The sequence below is a fragment of the Burkholderia catarinensis genome, from assembly GCF_001883705.2.
Lineage (GTDB): Bacteria > Pseudomonadota > Gammaproteobacteria > Burkholderiales > Burkholderiaceae > Burkholderia > Burkholderia catarinensis.
Genome location: NZ_MDEQ02000017.1, coordinates 103,641 through 125,279, shown reverse-complemented (window position 1 = coordinate 125,279; position 21,639 = coordinate 103,641). Strand labels below are relative to the sequence as shown.

Genomic DNA, 21,639 nt, shown 5'->3' with positions numbered 1-21,639 from the left:
GGCCTTACGCCCAGACAACGTATGGAGCTAGGGTTTAGCCGTATGGCACGCTTGTTGCGCTCGCTCACACAATACCGCTGCCCGACCCGTGCCCCCCGGGCGAAAAGCTATTAGAGATTCTAGGAACGCTCCCCATGTCGCCCGACCGCACAGCGTCGCTGTCCCACTTCGCGTTCATGCCGTTACCGAATTTCACGATGATCGCGTTCACCAATGCGATCGAGGTGCTTCGGATGGCGAACTACCTGAGCGGCCAGCCGCTCTACCGCTGGTCGGTGATCAGCCCGGACGGCGGCCCGGTCATGGCGAGCAACGGCCTGTCGGTCGACACCGGCCCAGCCGAATGCGTCGGGCAGCCCGATATCGTATTCGTGTGCGGCGGCGTGGATGTGCAGCGCGCGACCACGCCGGCCCATCTGTCGACGCTGCGCCGCTTCGCGCGCCTGGGGCTGCCGCTCGGCAGCCTGTGCACGGGCACTTATGCGCTCGCGAAGTCGGGGCTGCTCGCGGGCTACGCTTGCGCGATCCACTGGGAAAACATGTCGGCGCTGAAGGAAGAGTTTCCGGACACGCGCTTCCTGAAGGAACTGTTCGTGATCGACCGCGACCGCATCACGTGCACGGGCGGCGTCGCGCCGCTCGACATGATGCTGAACCTGATCGCCGCGCGCGTGGGCACCGCGCGCGTCACGCAGATCGCCGAGCAGTTCATCGTCGAACACGTGCGCGACACGAGCGCGCAGCAACGCATGCCGCTCGTCGCGCGGCTCGGCTCGGCGAACAAATCGCTGTTCGAAGTGATCTCGCTGATGGAGAACAACATCGAGGAGCCGCTGTCGCGCGAGGAACTCGCGCGGCTCGCGAACATGTCGCAGCGGCAGTTGCAGCGGCTGTTCCGCGAACACCTCGGGATGACGCCGACGCACTACTACCTGACGCTGCGGCTGCGCCGCGCGCGCGAACTGCTGCTGCAGACCGACATGTCGATCATGCACATCACGATGGCGTGCGGCTTCCAGTCGGCGTGCCACTTCAGCAAGAGCTATCGCGACGCGTTCGGCGTCGCGCCGACGCGGGAGCGCCGCAAGCAGGTCGCGCCGCTGGCGCAGGGGGCGGCAATCGGCGCCACGGCGTTCCCGGCCCATCTGGTCCATATGTGACGCGCGCGCTGCGCGGAAAAAAATCCTGCGGTCTTGAAGACTGATGCCGTTCAGTTCAGCAACTGAACGGCATTTTTTCGAGAGGAAAGGTTGGAAATGCGTGGTTGCAAACACTACGCAGAGGTGTTGACTTTCGACGCGATGGTTTCGAACCACCTCACCTGACGGCACGACCGCTGTAGGCGCCGATTACCCGCCTTCCCCGTTCGCTCCCGTTACGAAACAGCGTTCGCCGGGGATCGGGGCGGCGTCGCGGCGACCAGTGCCGCCCGTCCAAGCCGGGCTATCTCCGAGAGCAGAAATTCCGCGTCCGTCACGTGATCGCGTCCGCTACATCTCATTTAACAGCTCGCGTGTCGCCTGTCATGTTAGTTGCCCGTGCAGCACTTGTTAGGGCAATCGGGCAAGAAGGAAATTTCCACGCGCCGCCCGTTGTCCACGTCGTCATGCGAATAGACGCGTGTGCTTGCGCGAACGGTCCCGCGTAGAAATCCCAATTGCTCCAACAGTTCCCGCCCGGCTTGCAATCGTGATTTTGCAAGCTCTTGGGGCAGGCGCTCGCTTTCTTCGGCGTGGCCGCTAATTAATGTAGCTTCTCCGGTTGCGTGGTTGGCATAATAATTTTTTATATCGGCAACCCGATTTGCGACGCGAACGACTTCAGAATTTTGTATGACCGAACTATTTATATCAAAGTAAATATCAAAATTCTCGCTTGCCGTGCACGCGAATGTTGAATTCGACGCCACCAGCAATAAACCGATGATGATTTTATGCATTGTAAATTACGCATCCTGCAATGCTGTCGGCGTTGTTAATGGATTTGGCCGGATTCTCCGCCCCAAAGGTTAAGCACTTCGCGATGAAATAGCGGCGATCATTGGCGCCCATCGTATCATTGAAATGACTAGCTTCATGAATCAGCGTGGAAACCATGGAATCCTTGTTCCATGAAAATTGACGCATTGTACAAAATTAGTCGGAGTACGAAATACAAATCATACTCGTCCCATAGACAGATCGATTGTTACCGGCGAATGTCTACAGCTCGTCCATGCATAAAACATCCGAGCCTATGACAGAAAAAGAACATGCCGATTGTCCGTATCTTCTTCACTCATCGATCCGGCTTTACGCGATGGTGCAGCAGCTACACACCGCACCGGCCTATGCTCCCGACGCAATAGATCCGATGTATAGCGGCAACATGCAAATGATCTGCACGAGCGATCCGTTTATTTGCACCTACCTTTCGCCCCTTGATGCGGTCATGGGTTCCCGAACGCTCGCGCGCAACGACGACCGCTTTTTGCCGATCGATTTCCGGCAAGTCGATACCCGTCGTTTTATGGAACAGCATGGCCGACTGTTGGTCGCCGTGAACTATGCCTATGGGGCGACCGGAGGCCGCCTGATGGTTTCCGATGCCGGTCATCCGTTGATGACCTACACCTTCGCATCCTTCGATGTGCCGGTCGAACATCGCGACCACTTCACCATCCGTTTCCCCGATAGCGTGGTCGAACGAATCGAAACAGCCTATCTACGGGCCGGGCTATCCGGGTTCAGCAAGACGCTCGACATGATGGATACGTGGACCGCTGATCAGATAGCCGATGCAGAGGCCGAAGCATTGGCACATAAGCCGCCGACCATCGCCGTTGAAGGCGCGGCGATCGATCAATACGCGATCTATGACCCCGAGTCTGCCGATTGGGTCTTTACCCACTTCGATTGAGGAAACGACTATGAGCCGACGAGCAGTCAGGAACGGCGACCCGACGACAACGGGCGGCGTCGTCATCGCCGTTACGTCTACGATGTTCAATCACGGCAAGCAGGTAGCCCTGGATGGCGACAAGGCGACGTGCGGAAATTGCGAAGGGGCGTTCCCGATAGTGGGCGGTGCGCAGCGCATGATTCACCACGGGCGATGCGTTGCTCTAGAGGGCGACGCCGTACTCTGTCCATGCGGGCAAAACCGACTGATCGCGGGTAGCGACAGCACAATTTTTTACGGGGGCGACGGCGGCCACAATGCAGCGATCCCGTTCGGCGCGCGTTCGGCTTACGTTCCCGCTACACATGCACCCAGGTCGGGAATCCATGACGATCAGTTCGTGATCCGCGACGTGCGGACAAAGCAGCCGTTAGGCAACGTGCGCTATTGGATCAAGGATCGTTCCGGGAACGTGCTTACGTCCGGCGTGAGTGATCGGCACGGCTGTACCGTGCGCGTGCAGACCGAAGACGCACAGACTTTGAAGCTTGTAATCGAGGATTGAGAAGATGGGGAATCAAACTACCGTTGCCGAGACAACGACAAACACCATCGCAGGATCGCAGCATTTCGCGGACGTCGACTTGCGGCCGATTTGCGAAAACATGACGAACTCGGAATTCCGTCAGATGTTTGCCGTGGCGCAGGGGCGCGCGGTCGACCGATTGACGATTCGCATAGCAGATTTGAACAAGTGGTCAAAGCACGACAAGGACCGCGTGTTCAAGTGGTTCGGTCGAGACGACAAAAGAACACGCATGCACTTGCTAACCGGTTTAACGAAGGTGCTTGGCGTAGTTCGGGCGTTCAACGAAAACAATGTCGTTCGAAGCGGCAGTGATGGCGATCTGGCGACGGGTTGCACGCCTCATCCGCGCGGAACAGCCAATGAAGCCGCTCACGTATGCGCGCCGGACACGGCAACACATACGATCGCCATCAGCGCGCGATTCTGCAAGATGCGCCCGTGGACTGCGAATGCTGATTCTCACGTATCAACTATCATTCATGAAGCAACCCATTTCCACGACACAATGTCGTCAACCGATGACCAATATACGATTACCCCGTTGCTTCCCGGCTGGGGGCAATCAAATCCCGACTTGGCAATCAACAACGCCGACAGCATCGCAGGGTATGTCGTTGACATTGACTAAATTCCTGACTGCCGCCGTGCTCGCGTTGAGCTGCACACATGCGGCATCCGCGTGTGATGGTCCGTCCAACCTGCCCGGCTGGGATTTCGACGTTCGATTCGACAATGGTTCGAGCGACCTATCTATCGCCGAGCTGGCGAAGCTATCAGTGTGGTCAACCGACATGCGCAATCGCTTTTCCATTGTCGATGTGGTGTCCGTTGTCGGCCTAGCGGAACCGACGGAGAAAGACCCGGAAGCCCTTGCTCAACGACGTGCAGCGAATGTCAAAGCCGCGTTGGATCAATTTTCGATTCGAGGCGAACGAAATTCCGTCATCGCGCGAATCTACAAGTTGCCGTTTCCCGCGAGCAAGTTTGACGATACGGGGCGGCGCGTCGAGATCACTTTCGGCCCGGGATGCCCCAACCACTGCTGCCCGAACCTGAACCCGATACCTAACGCACGTTGACGTAACACAGAGCATTCGGACCGGCCCGCGCGAAGCGGGCCGTCTTCTTCGTGCCTTTCCAGCGCCTTCCTTCGCCTGCGTCTTCCCTCGTCCGGTCAGCCCATCGCCCGCGATTGACGGAATGCACCCACAGCGATTTCCCAAAACATCGAGATACCGGAATCTGCTACGTATCAGCGATCGCTGCGGCAATGGGACCGACACTATGCGGCGGCCTTGAAGGCCGCTTCCGGCTCGCGCTTACGATCCCCACACCTGCATTTCGTAGAGCGAATAACCCCACTGCGTTGCCCGCTTCGTGCCGAGCATCCGCACGTAGCGGCCATGCCCGTTCAGGTTCGGCAACGTCACGTGGGTGTACGACACGCCGTTGCTCGTCGAGTAGATCGTCGTCCAGTTCGCGTTGTCGTTCGACGTCTGGATCTGGTAGACGAGCGCGCCCGCGTCCCAGTAGAGATCGATGCTGCTGATGGTCTTCGTCGCGCCGAGATCCACGGAGATCCATTGCGGATCGACACCCGTGCCTTCCGGCGAATCCCAGCGCGTGCTGGTGGCGTTGCCGTCGAACGCCTTGTCCGGCGTGAGCGATGCGTTGTAGCTCGCCGACGCGGCGGCCGGACGCCCTTGCGACAGCAGCGTCGGCTGTGCGACGGCCGGGCCGCCGTAGTAGCTCGACCCGAGCTTGGCCTTCGTCGCATCGGCATTCACGCCGAACTGCGACAGGCTCCAGCGCTGGCCGGTCGTCACATCGCCCACATAGAGCTGATAGCCGCCCGCCGTCGTCGACGAGAAAAACACGTAGTTCGTGCCGCTCACCGGCGCCGGGTCCGAGTTGTTGCTGATGCAGTCGTTGATCGGCAACGCGTTCGGCGTCGACGCCGGGTCGGCAGTCTTCGCGTAGATCTGGTCGGCCTGGCCGCTGTCCTTCCAGCGCGCGTAGAACACCATGCCGTCCGCGCGCACGATCGGGTAGTACGTCTGCAGCCCGGCCGGATGATCGAACACGGCGGTCGCGCCGGTCGCGATCGTGCGCTTCATCAGCCCCATGTTCGCGCCGGTACCGGTCGCGTAGTACACGGCACTCGAATCCGGCGCGAGAAACGGCATCGAATATTCGGCGCCGGCCGGCGCATTCGTCAGGCTCACGACCGACGTGAACGTCGGACCCGCGCTCGTGTACGACAGCGTCGCCTGCTTGACGTCGCCGTTCTGCTTGAACACGAGCGTCTTGCCGTCCTTGCTGAATTTCGGATCCTCGTTGCGCGTCGCGCCCGTGCTGTTCGTCATGTTCACGGGCGGCGTGCCGGCGCCGAGCTGCAGCATGAACACGTTCCATGCGCCGTTGCTGATGCCCATGAACGCGATCCACTTGCCGTCGGGGCTGAACACGCCGTTCATCGGATCGGTGATGCCCCACGCGCTCTTGCTCAGTTGCGTCAGCGCATGGGCCGCGAAGTCGTAGAGGAACAGCTGGCTCGTGCCGTCGCCGTAGTTGACGTAGCTGTGATAGACGAGCTTGCCGGTCAGCGCGGCGGGAAACGTTGTGTTCGGCTGGGCCGCGGGATTGCTGATGCAGGCAGCCTGTGCGGTGCCGCCAGCCAGGTTGAGGGCGATGCCGGCCACGAGGCCCGCGACGAGGGTTTTCAATTTCACGCTGAATGCTTCCGTAAGATAAGGACGCCGAAGACAAGGTCCCGCGCAAGACGCGCGGGCCGCGGATCCGTCGCCGGGCAACGTGAACTCCGTATCAATCGGACATCGGGAACAAAGTTTGCAAGGATGCCGTCAAGTCAGACGATAGAAAAGGATCAGAGCGCCTGAAAAACATGCGGATCAGCGATTGGGGGAACGCTTGCGCGTGACGGGTGCCGTGCTACTCTTTTTTGAGCGAGGCTTCTGGCGGCCGGGAGGCAGGCATGAAGCGATATGCGGCGCTGGCACAGACGATCTCGGATGCAATCCGGCGCGGCGACCTGGCGGCCGGTGCACGCATCCCAACCGTGCGCGCGGCCTGTCGTGCGTATAGCGTGAGCCCGTCCACCGTGTTTCGCGCGTACTACGCGCTCGAAAGCGAGGGTCTGATCGTCGCGCGTGCGCGCTCCGGTTATTTCGTTGCGAACCTCAAAGACAAGCACGTAAGGTTCGGCCACGATCCGCCGCACAAGCACGCCACCGCGCAAACCAGCGGCGACGGTGCACTGCTCCGCCTGCTCGACTCCCTCAAACGCGACGACATCGTCCCGCTCGGCTCGGCATTCGCCAGCTATTCACTGTTCCCGATGAGCAGCCTGTGGCGCTACGTAGCGTCGGCGGCCCGCAACATGGACCGCACGAAACTGCTGTCGGGATTGCCGCCCGGAAACGACGCGCTGCGGCGCCAGATCGCGTTGCGCTACCTGAACGCGGGCGCGGCGTTGCCGATGGAAGAAATCATCATCACGACCGGTGCGCTCGAAGCGCTGACGCTCAGCCTGCAGGCGCTGACGCACCCCGGTGACATCGTCGCGATCGAACGGCCCGCATTCCACGCGGTACTGCAGGCCGTGCAGCGCCTGCACCTGAAGGCCGTCGAGATCCCGGTCGACCCGCGCACGGGCCTCGACCTCGACGCGCTCGCCGAGGCGCTCGACACGCATCCGGTGCGCGCGTGCTGGTTCATGACGTCCTTCCACAATCCGACCGGCGCGACGTTGACCGACGAGCGCAAGCGTGCGCTGATCGACCTGCTCGCGTCGCACGGCGTGCCGCTGATCGAGGACGACGTGTACGGCGAACTGCAGTTCGAGCCGGCGCCCATACGCCCCGCCAAACTGTATGACGACAGCGGGCTCGTCCTGCATTGCGGTTCGTTCTCGAAATGCCTCGCGCCCGGGTTCCGGGTCGGCTGGGTCGCGGCCGGGCGCTACGTTCGGCAGATCCGGCAGGCGAAAGGCGCGAGCGCGCCGGCTGCCGACGTGCCCGCGCAGCTGGCGATTTCGAGCTACCTGCGCGACGGCGGGTACGACCGCTTCCTGCGCAAACTGCGCCGCAATCTCGCCGCTCACCAGGCGCAGATGGTGGCGGCCGTGCAAGCGTATTTTCCGGCCGACACCGAAGTGTTCGCGCCGCACGGCGGGTATTTCCTGTGGATCGAACTGCCGCCGTATGTGGATGCGATGCACCTGTTCGGCGATGCGATGGAACGCGGTGTCAGCATCGCGCCGGGGCCGATCTTTTCCGCGACCGGCGGATTTCGCCGCTATCTTCGGCTCAATTACGGCCGGCCATGGACGCCCGCCGTCGAGCGCGCGATGGAGACCATCGGGACGCTCGCGGCCCGGCAGCGGCAGGACGGTTAGCGCGGAACGCGTGGTTCGCCTGCGCGCGGATCGCGACGATCGACATGCACCTTGCGTTTCGTGCTCAAGCGACCAAGAATGAAGCGGGAGACAGCCGCGGACGACCGCGTTCCGCGCGTCAGATGTTATGGAGAATCCCATGTGCTACGCATGCGAACGACCGTCGACGACGCGTGCTCCGTTCGATGGCGGCACGGGCCGATCGATTGCCTTGCAGGAACAAGTCATGACGATCGGCGAACGTTTGCCGCGTTGACGGCGCCCTTCTGCTTCCCGCGATGCGAGTCCTGCCCAACCGTAACGTCCGCGCGCGCGATGCCTGGCGCGCCATCCTCTATACGCGCGCCGAAGCGCGGCATCCCGCGTGCTGCCGCTGCAGGGAATGCGGCTTCGTGGCCTTCCGCGCGCTCGAGCACTGCCCCGTCTGCGGCCAGTGGAACTGGCCGTTCGAACCGATACGCCGCGAGCAGGACAACACGCATGCCACGCGAGCAGTGCAACGCTTCGATACGTGGTCGTCGCGCGTCGCGCGTACGCTTCGCAACGCGTCCTTCCGGCAGCCTCGCGCATCGAGCGCGCCGATCCTGAGCATCGTGACGCTCGTGCTGCTGGTCGGCGGCTACGTGATGGTCGACCGGACGTGCAACGCCGATCCGGTGTGTCGTGGTTCGGATGCATCGGGCGCGACGGCGATCGATGCCGGCCTGCATGCGTCGGACGATCCGGTGCTGCCGGTCTTGCCGGCGCCCGTCTATCCGTTTCATTCGACTGACGGAACGCCGATGGCGGCCGCTCGACGCGACGGCCCGGACGCCGGCGAATCCGCCGGCCTGATGGCGGTTGCACAAGCCGCGCCGTCGATGCGCGCACCTGTCCGGACGCACACCGGCACGGTTCGCGCGGTGAACTGGAAACGCGGCCGCTATTCCGCGCATCGCACGCATGCGATCCGCCGTGTGGGCCTGCACAATCGGCATACGCGGCGTGCCACCACCGGCAGCATCGACATCGCGCAACTCTATCGCAGCCACTGAGCGCGCGGTCCGGCCAAGTGAACAGCGGGCGGCCGGCACGGCCGCGTGACGGTTTCAGCGGAGGAATTCCATGAGCACCGAGAGCGCACTCCAGGCGACGATCCAGGCACTCGTTCAGGATGGCAAAGGCTTGCTGGCGGCCGACGAAAGCGGGCCGACCATCGCGAAGCGCTTCAAGACGATCGCGGTCGAATCGACCGAAGAGAATCGCCGCACATGGCGCACCCTGTTGCTGTCGACGCCGGGCCTCGGTGAATTCGTCAGCGGCGTGATCCTGTATGAAGAGACGCTCGGGCAATGTGCGAACGACGGCACGCCGTTGCCCGAACTCGCCGCTCGCCAGCAGATCGTGCCCGGCATCAAGGTCGACGCGGGCAAGATTCCGCTCGCGCTCGCGCCCGGCGACGAAATCACGCAAGGACTCGATGGCCTTGCGGCGCGCCTCGACGGCTACCAGCGGCAAGGCGCGCGGTTCGCGAAATGGCGCGCGGTGTACAACGTGTCCGCCACGCTGCCGGGCCATGCGGCGATCAAAGCAAACGCCGAAGCGCTGGCGCGCTATGCGGCGATCTGCCAGGAGGCCGGCGTCGTGCCGATCGTCGAGCCGGAAGTGCTGATGGACGGCGATCATTCGATCGGCCGCTGCGCGCAAGTGACCGACGCCGTGCTGCACGCCGTGTTCGACGCGCTGCACCGGCACCGGGTCGTGCTGGCGCACATGTTGCTCAAGCCGAGCATGGTCGTCGCGGGCAGCACGCACACCGCACAGCCGGCCCCCGCCGAAGTCGCAGAGGCGACGGTGCGCCTGTTGCGCAGCGCCGTGCCGGCCGAAGTGCCCGGCATCTTCTTCCTGTCCGGCGGACAGACGCCCGAGGAAGCGACGGCGCATCTCGACGCGATGAATCGCGTTGCCGGGCGGCCGTGGCTGCTGAGCTTTTCATATGGACGCGCGCTGCAGGAGCCGCCGCTGGCCGCGTGGAAGGGACAGGCGGCCAACGTACGCGCCGCGCAGGATGCGCTGCTGCTGCGCGCACGCCTGAACAGTGCGGCCTGCCGCGGTCAGTACGACGCCGCGATGGAGCGCACCGCCTGAACGGAGCCGGGCGAATGACGCCCGGTCGATCGTTCACGCGTGACCTTGTCGGATCGTGCATGTCCTGCCAAACCGGAAAATCGCCGCACGCGACACGCTGACAGGTGTGCTGACCGCGCATGCGTGGTCGCGGCATGTCGTGTGCTGCCGCTGCACGCAGTGCGGATTCAGGATGCACACCGCCGCACTGCACAACGCGGAACCGCGGAACCGCGGAACCGCGGAGCAGGCACGATGCGGCCCGTCATGCCCGGACGCCGATGCGCCGCGTGAGCACGCACCCAGGGCCCGCACGGCGATCCGAATCGAACGCCATCGCACTCGCCCGGCTCCATCGAGGGCACTGTGCGCGCGCTTCCCGAACGCACAAAGGGCCGAGGCGCTTGACCGCCCCGGCCCCTTCGATTGTCGTGCGGTGGTCGGCCGCGTTACGCCGCCAGCAACCCGTGCGGGTCGATGACGAATTTGCGCGGCGCGCCGCCGTCGAACTTCTTGTAGCCTTCCGGCGCCTGGTCGAGCGAGATCACTTCGACGTTGACGATCTTCGCGATCGGCAGCCGGTCGAACAGGATCGCCTGCATCAGGTTGCGGTTGTACTTCAGCACCGGCGTCTGGCCCGTGAAGAACGAGTGCGACTTCGCCCAGCCGAGGCCGAAGCGGATGCTCAGGCTGCCGTGCTGCGCGGCCTTGTCCTTCGCGCCCGGATCGTCCGTCACGTACAGGCCCGGGATGCCGATCGCGCCGGCCGGTCGCGTGATTTCCATCAGCGAGTTCAGCACCGTCGCGGGCGCTTCCTCCGAATGACCCGACGAACCGTGGCCATGCGCCTCGAAGCCGACGCAGTCGACCGCGCAGTCGATCTCGGGCACGCCGAGGATCTGCTCGATCTGCTCGCCCAGCGATGCGTCCTTCGACAGGTCAACCGTCTCGAAGCCCATCGCCCGCGCATGCGCGAGACGTTCCGCGTTCATGTCGCCGACGATCGTCACGGCCGCGCCGAGCAGGCGCGCCGATGCGGCCGCCGCCATCCCGACCGGGCCCGCACCCGCGATATAGACCGTCGAGCCCGGCTTCACGCCCGCGCTCACCGCGCCGTGATAACCGGTCGGCAGAATGTCGGACAGGCAGGTCAGGTCGCGGATCTTCGCCATTGCCTGGTCGCGGTCGGGGAATTTCAGCAGGTTGAAATCCGCGTACGGCACGAGCACGTACTCGGCCTGGCCGCCGATCCAGCCGCCCATGTCGACGTAGCCGTATGCGCCGCCGGCACGCGACGGGTTCACGTTCAGGCACACGCCCGTATGCGTGTCCTTGCACATCGCGCAGCGGCCGCATGCGACGTTGAACGGCACCGACACGAGATCGCCGATCTTCAGCGTCTCGACGTCGCGGCCCACTTCGACCACCTCGCCCGTGATCTCGTGACCGAGTACGAGGCCGACCGGTGCGGTCGTGCGGCCGCGCACCATGTGCTGGTCGGAGCCGCAGATGTTCGTGCTCACCACCTTCAGGATCACGCCGTGGCCGATCGCGCGGCCGCTCGGATCGGCCATCTTCGGATAATCGATGTTCTGGACTTCGACCTGGCCCGGCCCAAGATAGACGACACCTCGATTGCTGCTCATCGTATTGTCTCCATGTCTCGTTGGATGGCGCCGCGGCGTGCCGACCCATGCGGCGCACGCGTAACGCGCTGTTCGAGAGTAGTCCGGGAGGCAGGGGCGCCGATGTCTCAAACGCGACATGCGTTTGATCGGCGCCGACATCGATGGCGGAAATGCGAAAGTCGGCGGGACGACGACGGGCGTGCGCCATGACGGGTGGCGCGCGGCGGCGGGGCTGGTCGATCCCGGCGACCGACCCGGCCCCTGTTTCGGCGGCCGCTACCCGCCCTGATTCTCGCGGATGATCGCGGCCGCCGCCGCTTCCGCGTCGCTCGCGACGCCGTCGTGCACGCGCGTGCTGACGGCCGGCGTCGGCGGCTCGCTGTCGAGCGCGTGGCCGTTGCGGTCGTGCGTGTCGACCGTCGCGCGCATCGACAGCCCGACGCGCAGCGGATGCGCGGCGAGATCGCGCGCATCGATCGCGATCACGACCGGCACGCGCTGCACGACCTTGATCCAGTTGCCGGCCGCGTTCTGCGACGGCAGCATCGAGAACGCACTGCCCGTGCCCGCCGAGAAGCCCTGCACGCGGCCGCGATAGGCGATGCGCGAGCCGTAGAGATCCGACACGACCTCGACCGGCTGCCCGACGCGCATGTGGCGGATCTGCCCTTCCTTGAAATTCGCCTCGATCCACAGCCGGTTCAACTGCACGATCGACATCAGCGGCACGCCGGGCCCGACCTGCTGGCCGACCTGCACCGAGCGCTGCCCGATCGTGCCGTCGACCGGCGCGACGATCGTCGTGCGTTTCAGGTTCCGGTACGCGAGCTTGAACTGCGCGGCCGCCTGCACGACGGCCGGGCTTTCGTCGACGGGCAGCTTGCTGCCGAGCGCGCGCGCCGCATCGAGCTGCGCCTGCGCGGCCGCGAGATTCGCCTGCGCGCCGGCGGCGGCCGCGCGCGCACGCGCCAGCTCCTCGGGCGCGACGATCTCGACCGACGCGCCCGAGCGCGCGGCGAGCGCGCGCTGCGCGAGCGACAGGTCGGCGCGCCGTGCATTCACGGCCTCGACGTACATCGTGTTCGAGATCTTCGCGTTCGCAACCTGCCGCACGGCCTGCGCGAGCTGCGCCTTCGCCTGCGCGAACGCAACGGACGCCTCGGTGTCGTCGAGCCGCACGAGCGTCTGCCCGGCGCGCACGGCCTGCGTATCGGCGACCAGCACGTCGGTCACGGCCCCCGGGATCTGCGCGGCGACCTGCACGATGCTGCCCGCGACATACGCGTCGTCGGTGTCCTCGTAATAGCGGTCGCTCAGCAGCCAGTACGCGATCCATGCGAGCGCGGCCAGCAGCACGATCGCGAAGAACACCACGAAGCGCTTGCGGCGCGTCGCGCGGCGCGCATCGAGTGCCGGATCGTTCAGCGCGGCCGGCGGCGCGGCGGTATGAAGGTTGTCGTGGTGCATCAGTCGCTTTGCGTGACGATCAGACGATCGTGCTGGAACAGGGGGATCGGCGGCATGACCGACGGGCTCGGCGCAGGACTCGCCGAGGCCGTGCGCGCGAGAACGGGGGTGCCGCGAGGTGCGGTACCGGCAGCCGGCGGGCGCGCTGCCTCGTCGCGTCGCGCGGGTCCGGCATTCGATGTATCGGCGGCCGGCGGCACTGCACCGCTGCCCGCTTGCGTTCCGGTCGACGGCCCCGCCGCCGCCCGGCTCGCGATCGCGGCAGCCGGACCAGTCGCGGCACCGCGCGTTGCCGCCCCGCTGCGCGCCCGGTGCACGGCCGGCGCCTGCGCCACCGTTGCGCCCGCATCGAACCCGCCGCCCAGCGCGCCGATCAGCCCGACGCGCAGCGTCCGCTGCCGGCCGAGCAGCGCGATCATCTGCGCGCGTTCGTCGATCAGCGTGAGATCCGCGACATCGACATCCTTCTGCATCAGCACGCCGCGCCGGTGACGGTCGGCCGCGATCTGCACGATCTTCTGCGCGGCCGCGACCGCGTCCTGCTGCTGCGTGACGAGCGTCTGCGACGTTTGCAGCGACGTGACGATCTGCGCGACCTGCCCGAGCGCGTCGTCGACGGTCTTGTTGTACAGCCCGATCGCGACGTCGGCCTGCGCGACATCCGCGCCGAGCTTCGCCTTCAGCCGGCCACGGTCGAAGATCGGCAGCGAGATCGCGGGGCCGACGGAGCCTGCGAGCGAATCGCGCGAGAACAGCGACGCGGGCGTCAGCGCAAACACGCCGCCGAGCGCGACGAGGTTCACGTCCGGATAGAACTGCGCACGCGTCGAATCCGCATTCGCGAACGCGGCTTCGACGCGCAGCCGCGCGGCGACGATGTCGGGCCGGCGGCCAAGGAGATCGGCCGGCAGCCGCGCGGGCACCGCGCCGCCGGCGAACGTGCCGACGCGCGGCCGCTGCAGCGCGAGCCCGCGCTCGGGGCCGCGGCCCGACAGCACGCCGAGCTGCAGCTGCGCGAGCTTGATCTGCTCGTCGTTCAGCGCGATCTGCGCGAGCAGCCTGCTGCGCTTGATCGACGCGTCGCTCGCGTCGTACGCGTTGTCGAGCCCGCGCGCGGTGCGCTCGCGCAGCACGGTCGTCACGCGCTGGCTGACCCTCAGCTTCTGCTGCAGCAGATCCTGCGTCGCATACGCCTGGTCGAGCTGGCAATACACGGTGACGATCGCGACCGACAGCGTGAGCCGCACCTGCTCGGCCTCGACCCGTGCCGCTTCGCGCAGCGACATCAGGCTCTTCGTCGCGGCGCGGTTCTTCCCCCACAGGTCGAGCTGGTAGGTCAGCCCGACGAACACCGACGACGGCGAGGTGTTCGGATCGCCGAAGATCTCGACGGGTACGCGATAGCCGCTGACCGACACGTTGGCGACGTCGTCGCCCGGCTTCGGCATCCGCGCACGGCTGATCGTCGCGCCGGCGGTGCCCGTCAACCCCGTCAGCGAATCGAACTGCTGAAGCTGTGCCTGCGCGATCCGCAGCCGCGCCTGCGCGACCTGCAGGTCGGGGCTGTTCTGCGACGCCTCGGCAACCAGCGCGTCGAGCTGCGGATCCTGCAGCTGCTTTACCCAGTCGGGCGCGGGCCACGCGCCGTTCGCGCCGGGGCCGGCCGTATGCGCGAGCGCATCGTCGGCCGGCGCGCGCAGCGACAGCGACGGCAGGAAGCCCGACGGCACGCATCCGCCCAGCGCCAACAGCGCGGCCGCCACCGCGATCATCGCGCTGCCCTTCACGCCACGCGCCGGACCCGCCGCTTTTTTCACACGCCGCATCGCGCCCCTCACCCCTGCTGAATACGCTGCGCACGCGCGGCCAGACGCGGCTGCGTGCGCTCGAGCGGGCCGAGCCGGCCGAACAGGCCGTCCGCGACGCCGAACAGGATGCCTGCGAGCTTCGCGCGCTTGTCGCGCTCGACGAGCGCGATCTGCACGACCTGCCACAGGGTCAGCAGATTCGGCACGATCGCCACCGGAAAGCGCAGCCCGTACTGCATCCCGAGCTGCACTGCATTGCGCGCGCTGTAGTAGCGCCGTTGCCACGAGTGATTCATCGACGTCATTTCAAAAGGGCCGATCGCGTGACGCTGCTTCGCGCCGATCCGGTGCGACAGCACCAGCGACGGCACGACATAGAGCGGCACGTTGCGCGACAGCGCGCGGAAGCTGTATTCGGTGTCGACGTGATCGATGAACAGCGTCTCGTCGAAGCGGCCGAGCACGTCGAACGCGTCGCGCGACACGACGCAGCCCGACGAGATCAGGAATGCGCAGCGCAGCGGCGGCGCGCCCGGCTCGATCCGCAGGCGGCGCAGCCCGAGGCCGTTGGTCGCGAGTTCGGGCAGGAAGCTGCGCGCGTTCTCGTCGAAGATGCGCGGGCCGGCCAGGAACGCGCGCCCGCCAAGCCCCGCGCAGACATCGCGCATCGCCGGGAAATACGCGGCCGGCACCGACGAATCCTGGTCGAACAGCGCGACGGCGTCGATGCGGTCGCGAAACAGCGCCGCGAGCCCCGCGTTGTACGCGCCCGCGATCCCGCCGCGATTGCCGTGATGGAGCAGCGCGATGCCTTCGCGCTCGCACAGCTCGCGCGCCCGCGCATCGGGCTGCGGCGTGTTGTCGACGACGAGCAGCGCATCGCACGCGTGCCGCCATGCACGGAGCGCGTCAAGCTGCACATCGCTCGGGTGATACAGGATCACGAGTGCGCCGAGTGTCGTCATGTTCCTCTCCTCAATGCCCGAGCGACGCGGCCGCGCCGCGCTTCGGCCGCGTCAGCCACATCATCGCCGCGAGTGCGAGACACGTCATGCTCGCCATCCAGAACATGTCGTTGGTCGCCATCATGTACGCCTGCTGCATCACGATCTGGTGCAGCGACGTCAGCTCGCGCACGCCGTCCACGCCCATCGCGTTCAGCGTGTGCACGAAACGCTGCGTGTTCGCCGACGCATGCGTGACCGATTGCGATACGACGTCGTAGTGATAGGTCGCGCGGTTGTCCCACAGCGTCACGCTCATCGCGGTGCCGAACGCGGCCGACAGCGTGCGCAGGAAATTCGACAGGCTCGACGCGGCGGCGAGCCTGTCGTCCGGAATGCGCGACAGCGTCGCGGCGGTCAGCGGAATGAAGAAGCACGGCAGCCCGATCCCCTGGATCAGCCCCGGCGCGGCGATCTGCGCAAACGTCATCTTCAGCGTGAAATGCGCGTCCCACGCGAGCACGGCCGCGAACACGAGGAAGCCGAACGTCGCGAGCACGCGCGCATCGAAGCGGTGCGCATGCAGCCCGACGAGGATCGAGAACACGAGCGCGAGCACGCCGAGCGACGCGGTCGCAAGCCCCGCGTGAAACGCGTTGTAGCCCATCACGGCCTGCATCCACAGCGGGAACACGACGCCGACCACCGAGAAGCTCATCATCCCGAGCGAGATGATCAGCACGCAGAACGAGAACGTGCGGTCGCGAAACAGGCTGAGATCGACCACGGGATGCGCCTCGCCCGCCTCCCAGATCAGCAGCGACACGATCGACAGCCCGGCGACGATCGCCAGCGCGAGGATCAGCGGCGAATCGAACCAGCCGCGATCGTGGCCGAGATCGAGCACGGCCTGCAGCGAGCCGACGCCGATCACGAGCAGCACGATGCCGGGCACGTCGATCGGGCCGGCCGCGCCGCGCTGCGCGTCGGGGCGCAGCATCGCGGTGCAGACCGCGAACGCGAACAGCCCGATCGGCAAGTTGATCAGGAAGATCCACGGCCACGAGAAGTTGTCGACGATCCAGCCGCCGACCACCGGCCCGAAGATCGGCGCGAGCAGCACCGTCATCGCCCACAGCGCGAGCGCGATCGTGCGTTTGTCCGGCGGGAACGTGCGCAACAGGATCGTCTGCGACAGCGGCACCATCGGCCCCGAACACAGCCCCTGCAGCGCACGGCAGATCACCAGCACATGCAGGTCGCGCGCGAGCCCGCACAGCAGCGACGTCAGCGTGAACAGCAGCACGGCGCCGACGAACAGCCGCAGCTCGCCGACGCGGCGGGCGAGCCAGCCCGTCAGCGGCACCGCGATCGCCGCCGCGACCGAATACGAGCTGATCACCCACGTGCCCTGGCTGTTCGATACGCCGAGACTGCCGGAGATCGCCGGCACCGCGACGTTCGTCACGGTCGAGTCGAGCACCTCGATGAAGGTCGCGAGCGACAGCGCGAACGTCAGCAGCGCGAGCCGGATGCCACGCACCGGCTGCGCGGCCGGCACGGGAGCCGGCACGTCGAACGCGGACGGCGCGACGGGCCCGTCGTGAAGCGGCGACGCGGTGCTCATGCGCCGGCCACCGCGACATCGGCGCGAGCGGCCGCCCGCCCGCGCTTCGGCTCGAACCGTTCGATGAAATCGGCGGCCGCATCACAGCCGTCCGGCGCGGCCGCGAGCAGCGCACGCGTGCGCGCCGCATGCACCGCGAACGCGGGTTCGTCGAGCACGTGCGCGAGCGCCGCGCCGAGACGTTCTCCGTCGACCGGGCCGTCGACGCGCACGCCGCTGCCGCTCGCGACGACACGTTGCGCGTTGTCGAACTGGTCGTGCGCGAACGGCGTGACGACCTGCACGATTCCGGCCTCGTATGCGAGCGCCGCGGTGCCGATCCCGCCGTGATGCACGAGCGCGCGGCAACGCGGCAGCAGCGTGCGCATCGGCACGAAGCGGCGCACGAGCAACCGGTTGCCGTCCGGCTCCGGTGCCGCATCGTGCGGCGTCAGCAGGATCCCGCGCGCGCCGGTCGCGCGCAGCGCGTCCGCCACCGCACGCGCATACGCCGCGTGATCGACGCGTGTCGAACCGGCCGTAAACACGACCGGGGCTTCACCAGCCGCGAGAAACGCATCGAGTGCCACATCTTCGTCGGGAGTCGCGATATCGTTGAACAACGGAAAGCCGCTTTGCAGATGATTCGACGGCCAGTCGGGCTGCGACGGCGCGAACCAGCCGGGAAACAGGCACAGCACGCCGTCGGTCGAATGCAGCCAGCGGCCGAGCACGCGCCGCGCGGGCGCAAGCCCGAGATCGCGGCGGACCGCGTCGAGCGCGGGGCCGCAGACGCGGTCGAGCACCTGGCGCTCGATCAGCGTCATCAGCGCCGACTTCACCGGCAGCGGCCAGCGCGCGGGAATCGTCAGGCGCGGGTGCGTCGGCGGCGCATGCGCGGACAGCAGCGTCGACGGCGACACCTGCACCGACACGTACGGCGTGCCGTGCAGCTCCTGCATGAAGCGCGCGGAGAACGCCCACAGCGTGCCGACGAGCACCGTATTGCCGTCGGTCAGCGCACGCAGCGCGTCGTAATGCGGGCGCAGCGTCGGCGCGATCACCTGCCACAGCGTGCGGAACGACGTGCGCGGATCCCACAGCGCGGGGTTCGCCATCGCGGCCTCGTATTCGGCCGCGGTGCCGACCGGCACGAACGCGAACCCGCAACGGCGCACGGCCGCCTCGAACGGCGCATGCGTGCAGAACACGACGTCGTGACCGCGCGCCGCGAGCGTGCGTGCGACGCCGAGCAGCGGATGCACGTCGCCCGCCGAGCCGATCGCGGTCACGATCATCTTCGCCATCGCGCGCCTCGCGGGTATCAGTAGAAGCCGGGGATCAACGCCGCGACCTCGCGGCGGTACTGCGCGTATGCCGGCCCGAAATACCCGGTCAGCCAGCTCTCCTCGACGCGCACCTTGTACGCGAGCGACGCGAACACGAGCAGCACGCCGAGCACGCCGCGCCATTCGCCGCCGATCAGCGCGGCGCCGACGAGCGCGATCAGGCAGCCCGTGTAGATCGGATGACGCACGAGCGCGTACGGCCCCGTGCGGACGAGTTCATGGTCTTCCTTCAGCGTGACCGACACGCTCCAGTTCGTGCCGAGGTGCAGCCGCGCCCACACCGAGAACAGCAGGCCGGCAATCAGCACCGCGAGCCCGCACTGAGCCTGCAGCCCGAAGCGCTGCCAGTCGGGCACGAACGCCTGCCACGATGGATCGGGCAGGATGATCAGCGCGCCGCCGACGATCAGCGGAATCGACTGCAGCGTGCGCGAGCGCGACGCCTCCTTGCGCACGGTCGTCTTCACGCCCTGCGACGTGGCGATCCAGTAGGCGAGCCATGCGGCCCAAGGAACGACGATGGCGATGGTCTGAACGATATTCACGGCTGGCCTGCCTCGTGTGGATGGGAATTCGGATGCGCCGGGTGCGCCGGACGCACGACGTGCGGCGTCACGACGACAGCGCGTGCATCGGCCCGGACACGCACGCATGCGCGGCGGCGAGCGCCTTGCCGGCCGCGACGGGCGACCCGCTGCTGAAGAAATCGAGCAGCGCCGCACGGGTGTGTTCGCGCTGCGCGCGGCCTTCGATGTCGAGGAAATGGCCGGCGTCCGGCACCGTCGCGAACCGTGCGCGCGACACGTGCGCGCCGAGCTGGCGCACGTCGGCGGGCGTCGTGTATTCGTCGCGCTCGCCGTTCAGGAACAGCAGCTCGCAGCCGATGTTCGAGAACTCGCTGAAGTAGCGCTCGGGCCGCAGCGACAGGATCTGGTCGACGTGGAACGCGACCTGGTCCTGCTCGTCGCGCGGCAGGCGCGTGAGATACCGGTAGTTGTACAGCTTCATGATGCGCGGCAGGTAGCGGCCGACGGTGTCGTTCAGCAACTGCGCGGCCTTCAGGTTCTCGCCGGCCGCGATGTGGTCGCGGGCGCGCGTCACGTAGTCGACCATCGCGTCGTTCAGGAACGGCGAGAACGAGCAGATCGCCGCGCGCCGCACGCTCGGGCAGCCGCGCGCGAGCGCGAACAGCGATGCGACGCCGCCCCACGACACCGACACGAGAAACGCGGGCGCGAAGCGCTCGACCAGGTGCTGGAGGATCGCGGCTTCGTCGTCCTTCGTCAGGATGAAGCAGCCCGGGTTGTGCTGGCGCGACTGCCCCGCATACGGCAGGTCGAAGCAGATCGTGTTCATCCGCTCGCCGAGATACTGGACGGTCTGCCCGAACGACGCGGTCGTCGCGAGCGCGCCGTTGACGAGCATCGCCGTGTCGAACGCCGGGTCGAACACGTTCCGTTCGACGTAGACCTTCAGACCATTCGGCAGCGGGACCACGTGTTTTTCGGTCGGCATCGTCGTTCTCCGGTGGATGCGGCGTCTCGACGTCGCGGCATGCTGCAGGTGCGTAATGGCACGCGCCGGTTTCGCGCGCGGCCCGAATCGCGCTCGCGGCCAATGCACCGCGGCAATACCGGCAGCGTCGATTCATTCTTCAGAGTGCGGCGCCATACTAATACGGACAATATTACTGACTCAAGTCATCCCAACAATACCCTCTACTCGACTGGAAATACGTCGATTTCAAATTATTTCCGCATTTTTTATGGTAGGAGGAATCCTTGCGAGCGCAGTCGCAATCGTTTGCGAGATGGTGATGCGACCCCGCTACGACGATATAATTTTGTTTAAAATCAATTGTTTGAATCGTTTTAATCGCCCAATTCAAACGTATTTTCATGAATGAATCGTGACGGCGCAACGCGGCCTGTCTTTTATGTTTCATCGAATATCACATATCTCAACATTATTTCCATCCGTAATCACTTCGGAACCTGCAACGATTAACTCGATTGACTGCTCGCCTCATAAACCGTTTTAAACAAACTCCAGATTTCTTAACTGTCTTTCAATTATTATTCCGCACCTGCACATCGCACGATCGGGCGCCTCGCACGTGCGTCGAACGCGCGCAGTCGCCGTCAGACCCCGGTTTTTTATTGATTGAACGATCAATAAAAAACCGCTAAGCTCTCGACTTCCATGGACGGGCCCGTTCGGGCGAAGGGAGTCGCGATGCCGAAAGTCGGAATGCGGGAGATTCGCCGCGCGCAGTTGATCGACGCCACGCTGCGTTCGATCGACGAAGCGGGCCTGCCCGGCACGACGCTCGCATCGGTCGCGCAACGCGCGAACATCTCGACGGGCATCGTCAGCCACTACTTCGGCGACAAGGACGGCCTGCTCGAAGCGACGATGCGGCACGTGCTGCGCGACCTGTGGTCGGCCAGCACGCGCCGCCGCGCATCGGCGCGCAAGGATCCGCGTTCGCGGCTGCGCGCGATCGCCGCCGCGAACTTCGACGACACGCAGGTCAGCGCGCCCGTGATGAAGACATGGCTCGCGTTCTGGTCGCAGAGCATGCACGACCCGATGCTCAAGCGCCTGCAGCACGTCAACACGCGGCGCCTCCATTCGAACCTGTGCGCCGAATTCGCGAAGGCCTTGCCGCGCACGAAAGCGCGCGAAGCCGCCAGCGGCCTCGCCGCGCTGATCGACGGTCTGTGGCTGCGCGGCGCACTCGCCGGCGGCCCGATCGACACCCGGGCGGCACTGAAGCTCGCCCACGATTACATCGACCTGCTGCTCGCGTCCGACTGACGCGTCACGCATTCGCCCTCAAGGA

General features: G+C 65.9%; 21 protein-coding genes. 10 read left to right on the top strand and 11 right to left on the bottom strand.

The features are described 5' to 3' along the window. The first annotated feature begins 134 nt into the window (after window positions 1-134). On the top strand, window positions 135-1,160 hold the full coding sequence (locus BFF94_RS25835; protein WP_128849630.1) for a GlxA family transcriptional regulator: 1,026 nt from the start codon (window positions 135-137) through the stop codon (window positions 1,158-1,160). 368 nt (window positions 1,161-1,528) lie between these two features. Here BFF94_RS25835 and BFF94_RS25830 read toward each other — a convergent pair whose 3' ends face one another. Together BFF94_RS25830 and BFF94_RS25825 are read right to left on the bottom strand one after the other, a co-directional pair. Further along, complete coding sequence (locus BFF94_RS25830; protein WP_128849627.1) at window positions 1,529-1,939, bottom strand: OmpA family protein; 411 nt, start codon at window positions 1,937-1,939, stop codon at window positions 1,529-1,531. Continuing rightward, entirely contained in the window at window positions 1,932-2,096 is a 165-nt protein-coding gene (locus BFF94_RS25825; RefSeq protein ID WP_246637409.1) for a M35 family metallo-endopeptidase, read from the bottom strand. Before BFF94_RS25825 ends, BFF94_RS25830 begins: the two co-directional genes overlap by 8 nt. Window positions 2,097-2,235: 139 nt before the next feature. On the opposite strand from BFF94_RS25825, the gene BFF94_RS25820 reads away from it, so the two are divergent. Genes BFF94_RS25820 through BFF94_RS25805 form a run of 4 tightly spaced genes read left to right on the top strand, consistent with a single transcriptional unit; the run spans window position 2,236 to window position 4,548 of the window. Beyond that, window positions 2,236-2,898: a hypothetical protein gene (locus BFF94_RS25820; protein WP_246637408.1), complete on the top strand. Its 663-nt coding sequence runs from the start codon at window positions 2,236-2,238 to the stop codon at window positions 2,896-2,898. Window positions 2,899-2,908: 10 nt separating this feature from the next. After that, window positions 2,909-3,445: a PAAR domain-containing protein gene (locus tag BFF94_RS25815; RefSeq protein WP_128849621.1), complete on the top strand. Its 537-nt coding sequence runs from the start codon at window positions 2,909-2,911 to the stop codon at window positions 3,443-3,445. A 4-nt stretch (window positions 3,446-3,449) separates the two neighbouring features. After that, window positions 3,450-4,097 (top strand): M35 family metalloendopeptidase, encoded by a 648-nt coding sequence (locus BFF94_RS25810; RefSeq protein WP_128849619.1) that lies wholly within the window; start codon window positions 3,450-3,452, stop codon window positions 4,095-4,097. Then, window positions 4,078-4,548 carry an OmpA family protein gene (locus tag BFF94_RS25805; RefSeq protein WP_246637407.1) on the top strand — a complete coding sequence of 157 codons (471 nt, stop codon included), beginning with the start codon at window positions 4,078-4,080 and terminating at the stop codon, window positions 4,546-4,548. The genes BFF94_RS25810 and BFF94_RS25805 overlap by 20 nt, the downstream gene beginning before the upstream one ends. Before the next feature lie 240 nt (window positions 4,549-4,788). Here BFF94_RS25805 and BFF94_RS25800 read toward each other — a convergent pair whose 3' ends face one another. Beyond that, on the bottom strand, window positions 4,789-6,201 hold the full coding sequence (locus BFF94_RS25800) for a discoidin domain-containing protein (RefSeq protein ID WP_128849617.1): 1,413 nt from the start codon (window positions 6,199-6,201) through the stop codon (window positions 4,789-4,791). Between the two features lie 263 nt (window positions 6,202-6,464). Here BFF94_RS25800 and BFF94_RS25795 point away from each other — a divergent pair, with 263 nt between their 5' ends. The 3 genes from BFF94_RS25795 to BFF94_RS25785 all read left to right on the top strand — a co-directional run bounded on the left by BFF94_RS25795 (window position 6,465) and on the right by BFF94_RS25785 (window position 10,013). Then, window positions 6,465-7,886, top strand: coding sequence for an aminotransferase-like domain-containing protein (locus BFF94_RS25795; RefSeq protein WP_128849615.1), 1,422 nt, complete (start codon window positions 6,465-6,467; stop codon window positions 7,884-7,886). A 278-nt stretch (window positions 7,887-8,164) separates the two neighbouring features. Beyond that, a complete protein-coding gene (locus BFF94_RS25790; RefSeq protein ID WP_158062121.1) occupies window positions 8,165-8,920 on the top strand; it encodes a hypothetical protein in 756 nt (251 codons plus the stop codon). Window positions 8,921-8,990: 70 nt separating this feature from the next. Then, window positions 8,991-10,013, top strand: a complete 1,023-nt coding sequence (locus BFF94_RS25785; RefSeq protein ID WP_128849609.1) for a class I fructose-bisphosphate aldolase — start codon at window positions 8,991-8,993, stop codon at window positions 10,011-10,013. A 428-nt stretch (window positions 10,014-10,441) separates the two neighbouring features. Here the strand turns inward: BFF94_RS25785 and fdhA are convergent, their stop codons facing one another. Continuing rightward, window positions 10,442-11,638, bottom strand: coding sequence for a formaldehyde dehydrogenase, glutathione-independent (gene fdhA, locus BFF94_RS25780; RefSeq protein WP_128849607.1), 1,197 nt, complete (start codon window positions 11,636-11,638; stop codon window positions 10,442-10,444). A 118-nt stretch (window positions 11,639-11,756) separates the two neighbouring features. On the opposite strand from fdhA, the gene BFF94_RS25775 reads away from it, so the two are divergent. Next, entirely contained in the window at window positions 11,757-11,909 is a 153-nt protein-coding gene (locus tag BFF94_RS25775) for a hypothetical protein (RefSeq protein WP_158062119.1), read from the top strand. Here BFF94_RS25775 and BFF94_RS25770 read toward each other — a convergent pair. The 7 genes from BFF94_RS25770 to BFF94_RS25740 all read right to left on the bottom strand — a co-directional run bounded on the left by BFF94_RS25770 (window position 11,897) and on the right by BFF94_RS25740 (window position 20,309). Next, window positions 11,897-13,087: an HlyD family secretion protein gene (locus BFF94_RS25770; RefSeq protein WP_219140007.1), complete on the bottom strand. Its 1,191-nt coding sequence runs from the start codon at window positions 13,085-13,087 to the stop codon at window positions 11,897-11,899. The two genes, BFF94_RS25775 and BFF94_RS25770, sit on opposite strands and share 13 nt — an antisense overlap. After that, window positions 13,087-14,913 carry an efflux transporter outer membrane subunit gene (locus BFF94_RS25765; protein ID WP_219140006.1) on the bottom strand — a complete coding sequence of 609 codons (1,827 nt, stop codon included), beginning with the start codon at window positions 14,911-14,913 and terminating at the stop codon, window positions 13,087-13,089. The genes BFF94_RS25770 and BFF94_RS25765 overlap by 1 nt, the downstream gene beginning before the upstream one ends. An 8-nt stretch (window positions 14,914-14,921) precedes the next feature. Continuing rightward, window positions 14,922-15,860 (bottom strand): glycosyltransferase family 2 protein, encoded by a 939-nt coding sequence (locus BFF94_RS25760; protein WP_219140005.1) that lies wholly within the window; start codon window positions 15,858-15,860, stop codon window positions 14,922-14,924. 10 nt (window positions 15,861-15,870) lie between these two features. After that, on the bottom strand, window positions 15,871-17,466 hold the full coding sequence (locus BFF94_RS25755; RefSeq protein ID WP_219140004.1) for a DHA2 family efflux MFS transporter permease subunit: 1,596 nt from the start codon (window positions 17,464-17,466) through the stop codon (window positions 15,871-15,873). Beyond that, complete coding sequence (locus BFF94_RS25750) at window positions 17,463-18,752, bottom strand: glycosyltransferase (protein ID WP_128844363.1); 1,290 nt, start codon at window positions 18,750-18,752, stop codon at window positions 17,463-17,465. The genes BFF94_RS25755 and BFF94_RS25750 overlap by 4 nt, the downstream gene beginning before the upstream one ends. Before the next feature lie 17 nt (window positions 18,753-18,769). Beyond that, complete coding sequence (locus BFF94_RS25745; RefSeq protein ID WP_128844361.1) at window positions 18,770-19,339, bottom strand: methyltransferase family protein; 570 nt, start codon at window positions 19,337-19,339, stop codon at window positions 18,770-18,772. Window positions 19,340-19,406: 67 nt separating this feature from the next. Beyond that, window positions 19,407-20,309 carry an alpha/beta fold hydrolase gene (locus tag BFF94_RS25740; RefSeq protein ID WP_128844358.1) on the bottom strand — a complete coding sequence of 301 codons (903 nt, stop codon included), beginning with the start codon at window positions 20,307-20,309 and terminating at the stop codon, window positions 19,407-19,409. Window positions 20,310-21,029: 720 nt separating this feature from the next. On the opposite strand from BFF94_RS25740, the gene betI reads away from it, so the two are divergent. Continuing rightward, the gene (gene betI, locus BFF94_RS25735) at window positions 21,030-21,614 is read left to right on the top strand and encodes a transcriptional regulator BetI (protein WP_128844356.1); all 585 of its coding nucleotides are present in this window, start codon (window positions 21,030-21,032) and stop codon (window positions 21,612-21,614) included. Window positions 21,615-21,639 lie beyond the last annotated feature (25 nt).

What these genes read in the sequence shown, in the direction of transcription:
- BFF94_RS25835 (WP_128849630.1), top strand. Translation starts at nt 135, where the DNA reads ATGTCGCCCGACCGCACAGCGTCGCTGTCCCACTTCGCGTTCATGCCG.
- BFF94_RS25755 (WP_219140004.1), bottom strand. Translation starts at nt 17,466, where the DNA reads ATGAGCACCGCGTCGCCGCTTCACGACGGGCCCGTCGCGCCGTCCGCG.
- BFF94_RS25740 (WP_128844358.1), bottom strand. Translation starts at nt 20,309, where the DNA reads ATGCCGACCGAAAAACACGTGGTCCCGCTGCCGAATGGTCTGAAGGTC.
- BFF94_RS25765 (WP_219140006.1), bottom strand. Translation starts at nt 14,913, where the DNA reads ATGCGGCGTGTGAAAAAAGCGGCGGGTCCGGCGCGTGGCGTGAAGGGC.
- BFF94_RS25815 (WP_128849621.1), top strand. Translation starts at nt 2,909, where the DNA reads ATGAGCCGACGAGCAGTCAGGAACGGCGACCCGACGACAACGGGCGGC.
- BFF94_RS25830 (WP_128849627.1), bottom strand. Translation starts at nt 1,939, where the DNA reads ATGCATAAAATCATCATCGGTTTATTGCTGGTGGCGTCGAATTCAACA.
- BFF94_RS25810 (WP_128849619.1), top strand. Translation starts at nt 3,450, where the DNA reads ATGGGGAATCAAACTACCGTTGCCGAGACAACGACAAACACCATCGCA.
- betI (WP_128844356.1), top strand. Translation starts at nt 21,030, where the DNA reads ATGCCGAAAGTCGGAATGCGGGAGATTCGCCGCGCGCAGTTGATCGAC.
- BFF94_RS25805 (WP_246637407.1), top strand. Translation starts at nt 4,078, where the DNA reads ATGTCGTTGACATTGACTAAATTCCTGACTGCCGCCGTGCTCGCGTTG.
- BFF94_RS25750 (WP_128844363.1), bottom strand. Translation starts at nt 18,752, where the DNA reads ATGGCGAAGATGATCGTGACCGCGATCGGCTCGGCGGGCGACGTGCAT.
- fdhA (WP_128849607.1), bottom strand. Translation starts at nt 11,638, where the DNA reads ATGAGCAGCAATCGAGGTGTCGTCTATCTTGGGCCGGGCCAGGTCGAA.
- BFF94_RS25820 (WP_246637408.1), top strand. Translation starts at nt 2,236, where the DNA reads ATGACAGAAAAAGAACATGCCGATTGTCCGTATCTTCTTCACTCATCG.
- BFF94_RS25760 (WP_219140005.1), bottom strand. Translation starts at nt 15,860, where the DNA reads ATGACGACACTCGGCGCACTCGTGATCCTGTATCACCCGAGCGATGTG.
- BFF94_RS25825 (WP_246637409.1), bottom strand. Translation starts at nt 2,096, where the DNA reads ATGGTTTCCACGCTGATTCATGAAGCTAGTCATTTCAATGATACGATG.
- BFF94_RS25795 (WP_128849615.1), top strand. Translation starts at nt 6,465, where the DNA reads ATGAAGCGATATGCGGCGCTGGCACAGACGATCTCGGATGCAATCCGG.
- BFF94_RS25775 (WP_158062119.1), top strand. Translation starts at nt 11,757, where the DNA reads ATGCGTTTGATCGGCGCCGACATCGATGGCGGAAATGCGAAAGTCGGC.
- BFF94_RS25785 (WP_128849609.1), top strand. Translation starts at nt 8,991, where the DNA reads ATGAGCACCGAGAGCGCACTCCAGGCGACGATCCAGGCACTCGTTCAG.
- BFF94_RS25790 (WP_158062121.1), top strand. Translation starts at nt 8,165, where the DNA reads ATGCGAGTCCTGCCCAACCGTAACGTCCGCGCGCGCGATGCCTGGCGC.
- BFF94_RS25770 (WP_219140007.1), bottom strand. Translation starts at nt 13,087, where the DNA reads ATGCACCACGACAACCTTCATACCGCCGCGCCGCCGGCCGCGCTGAAC.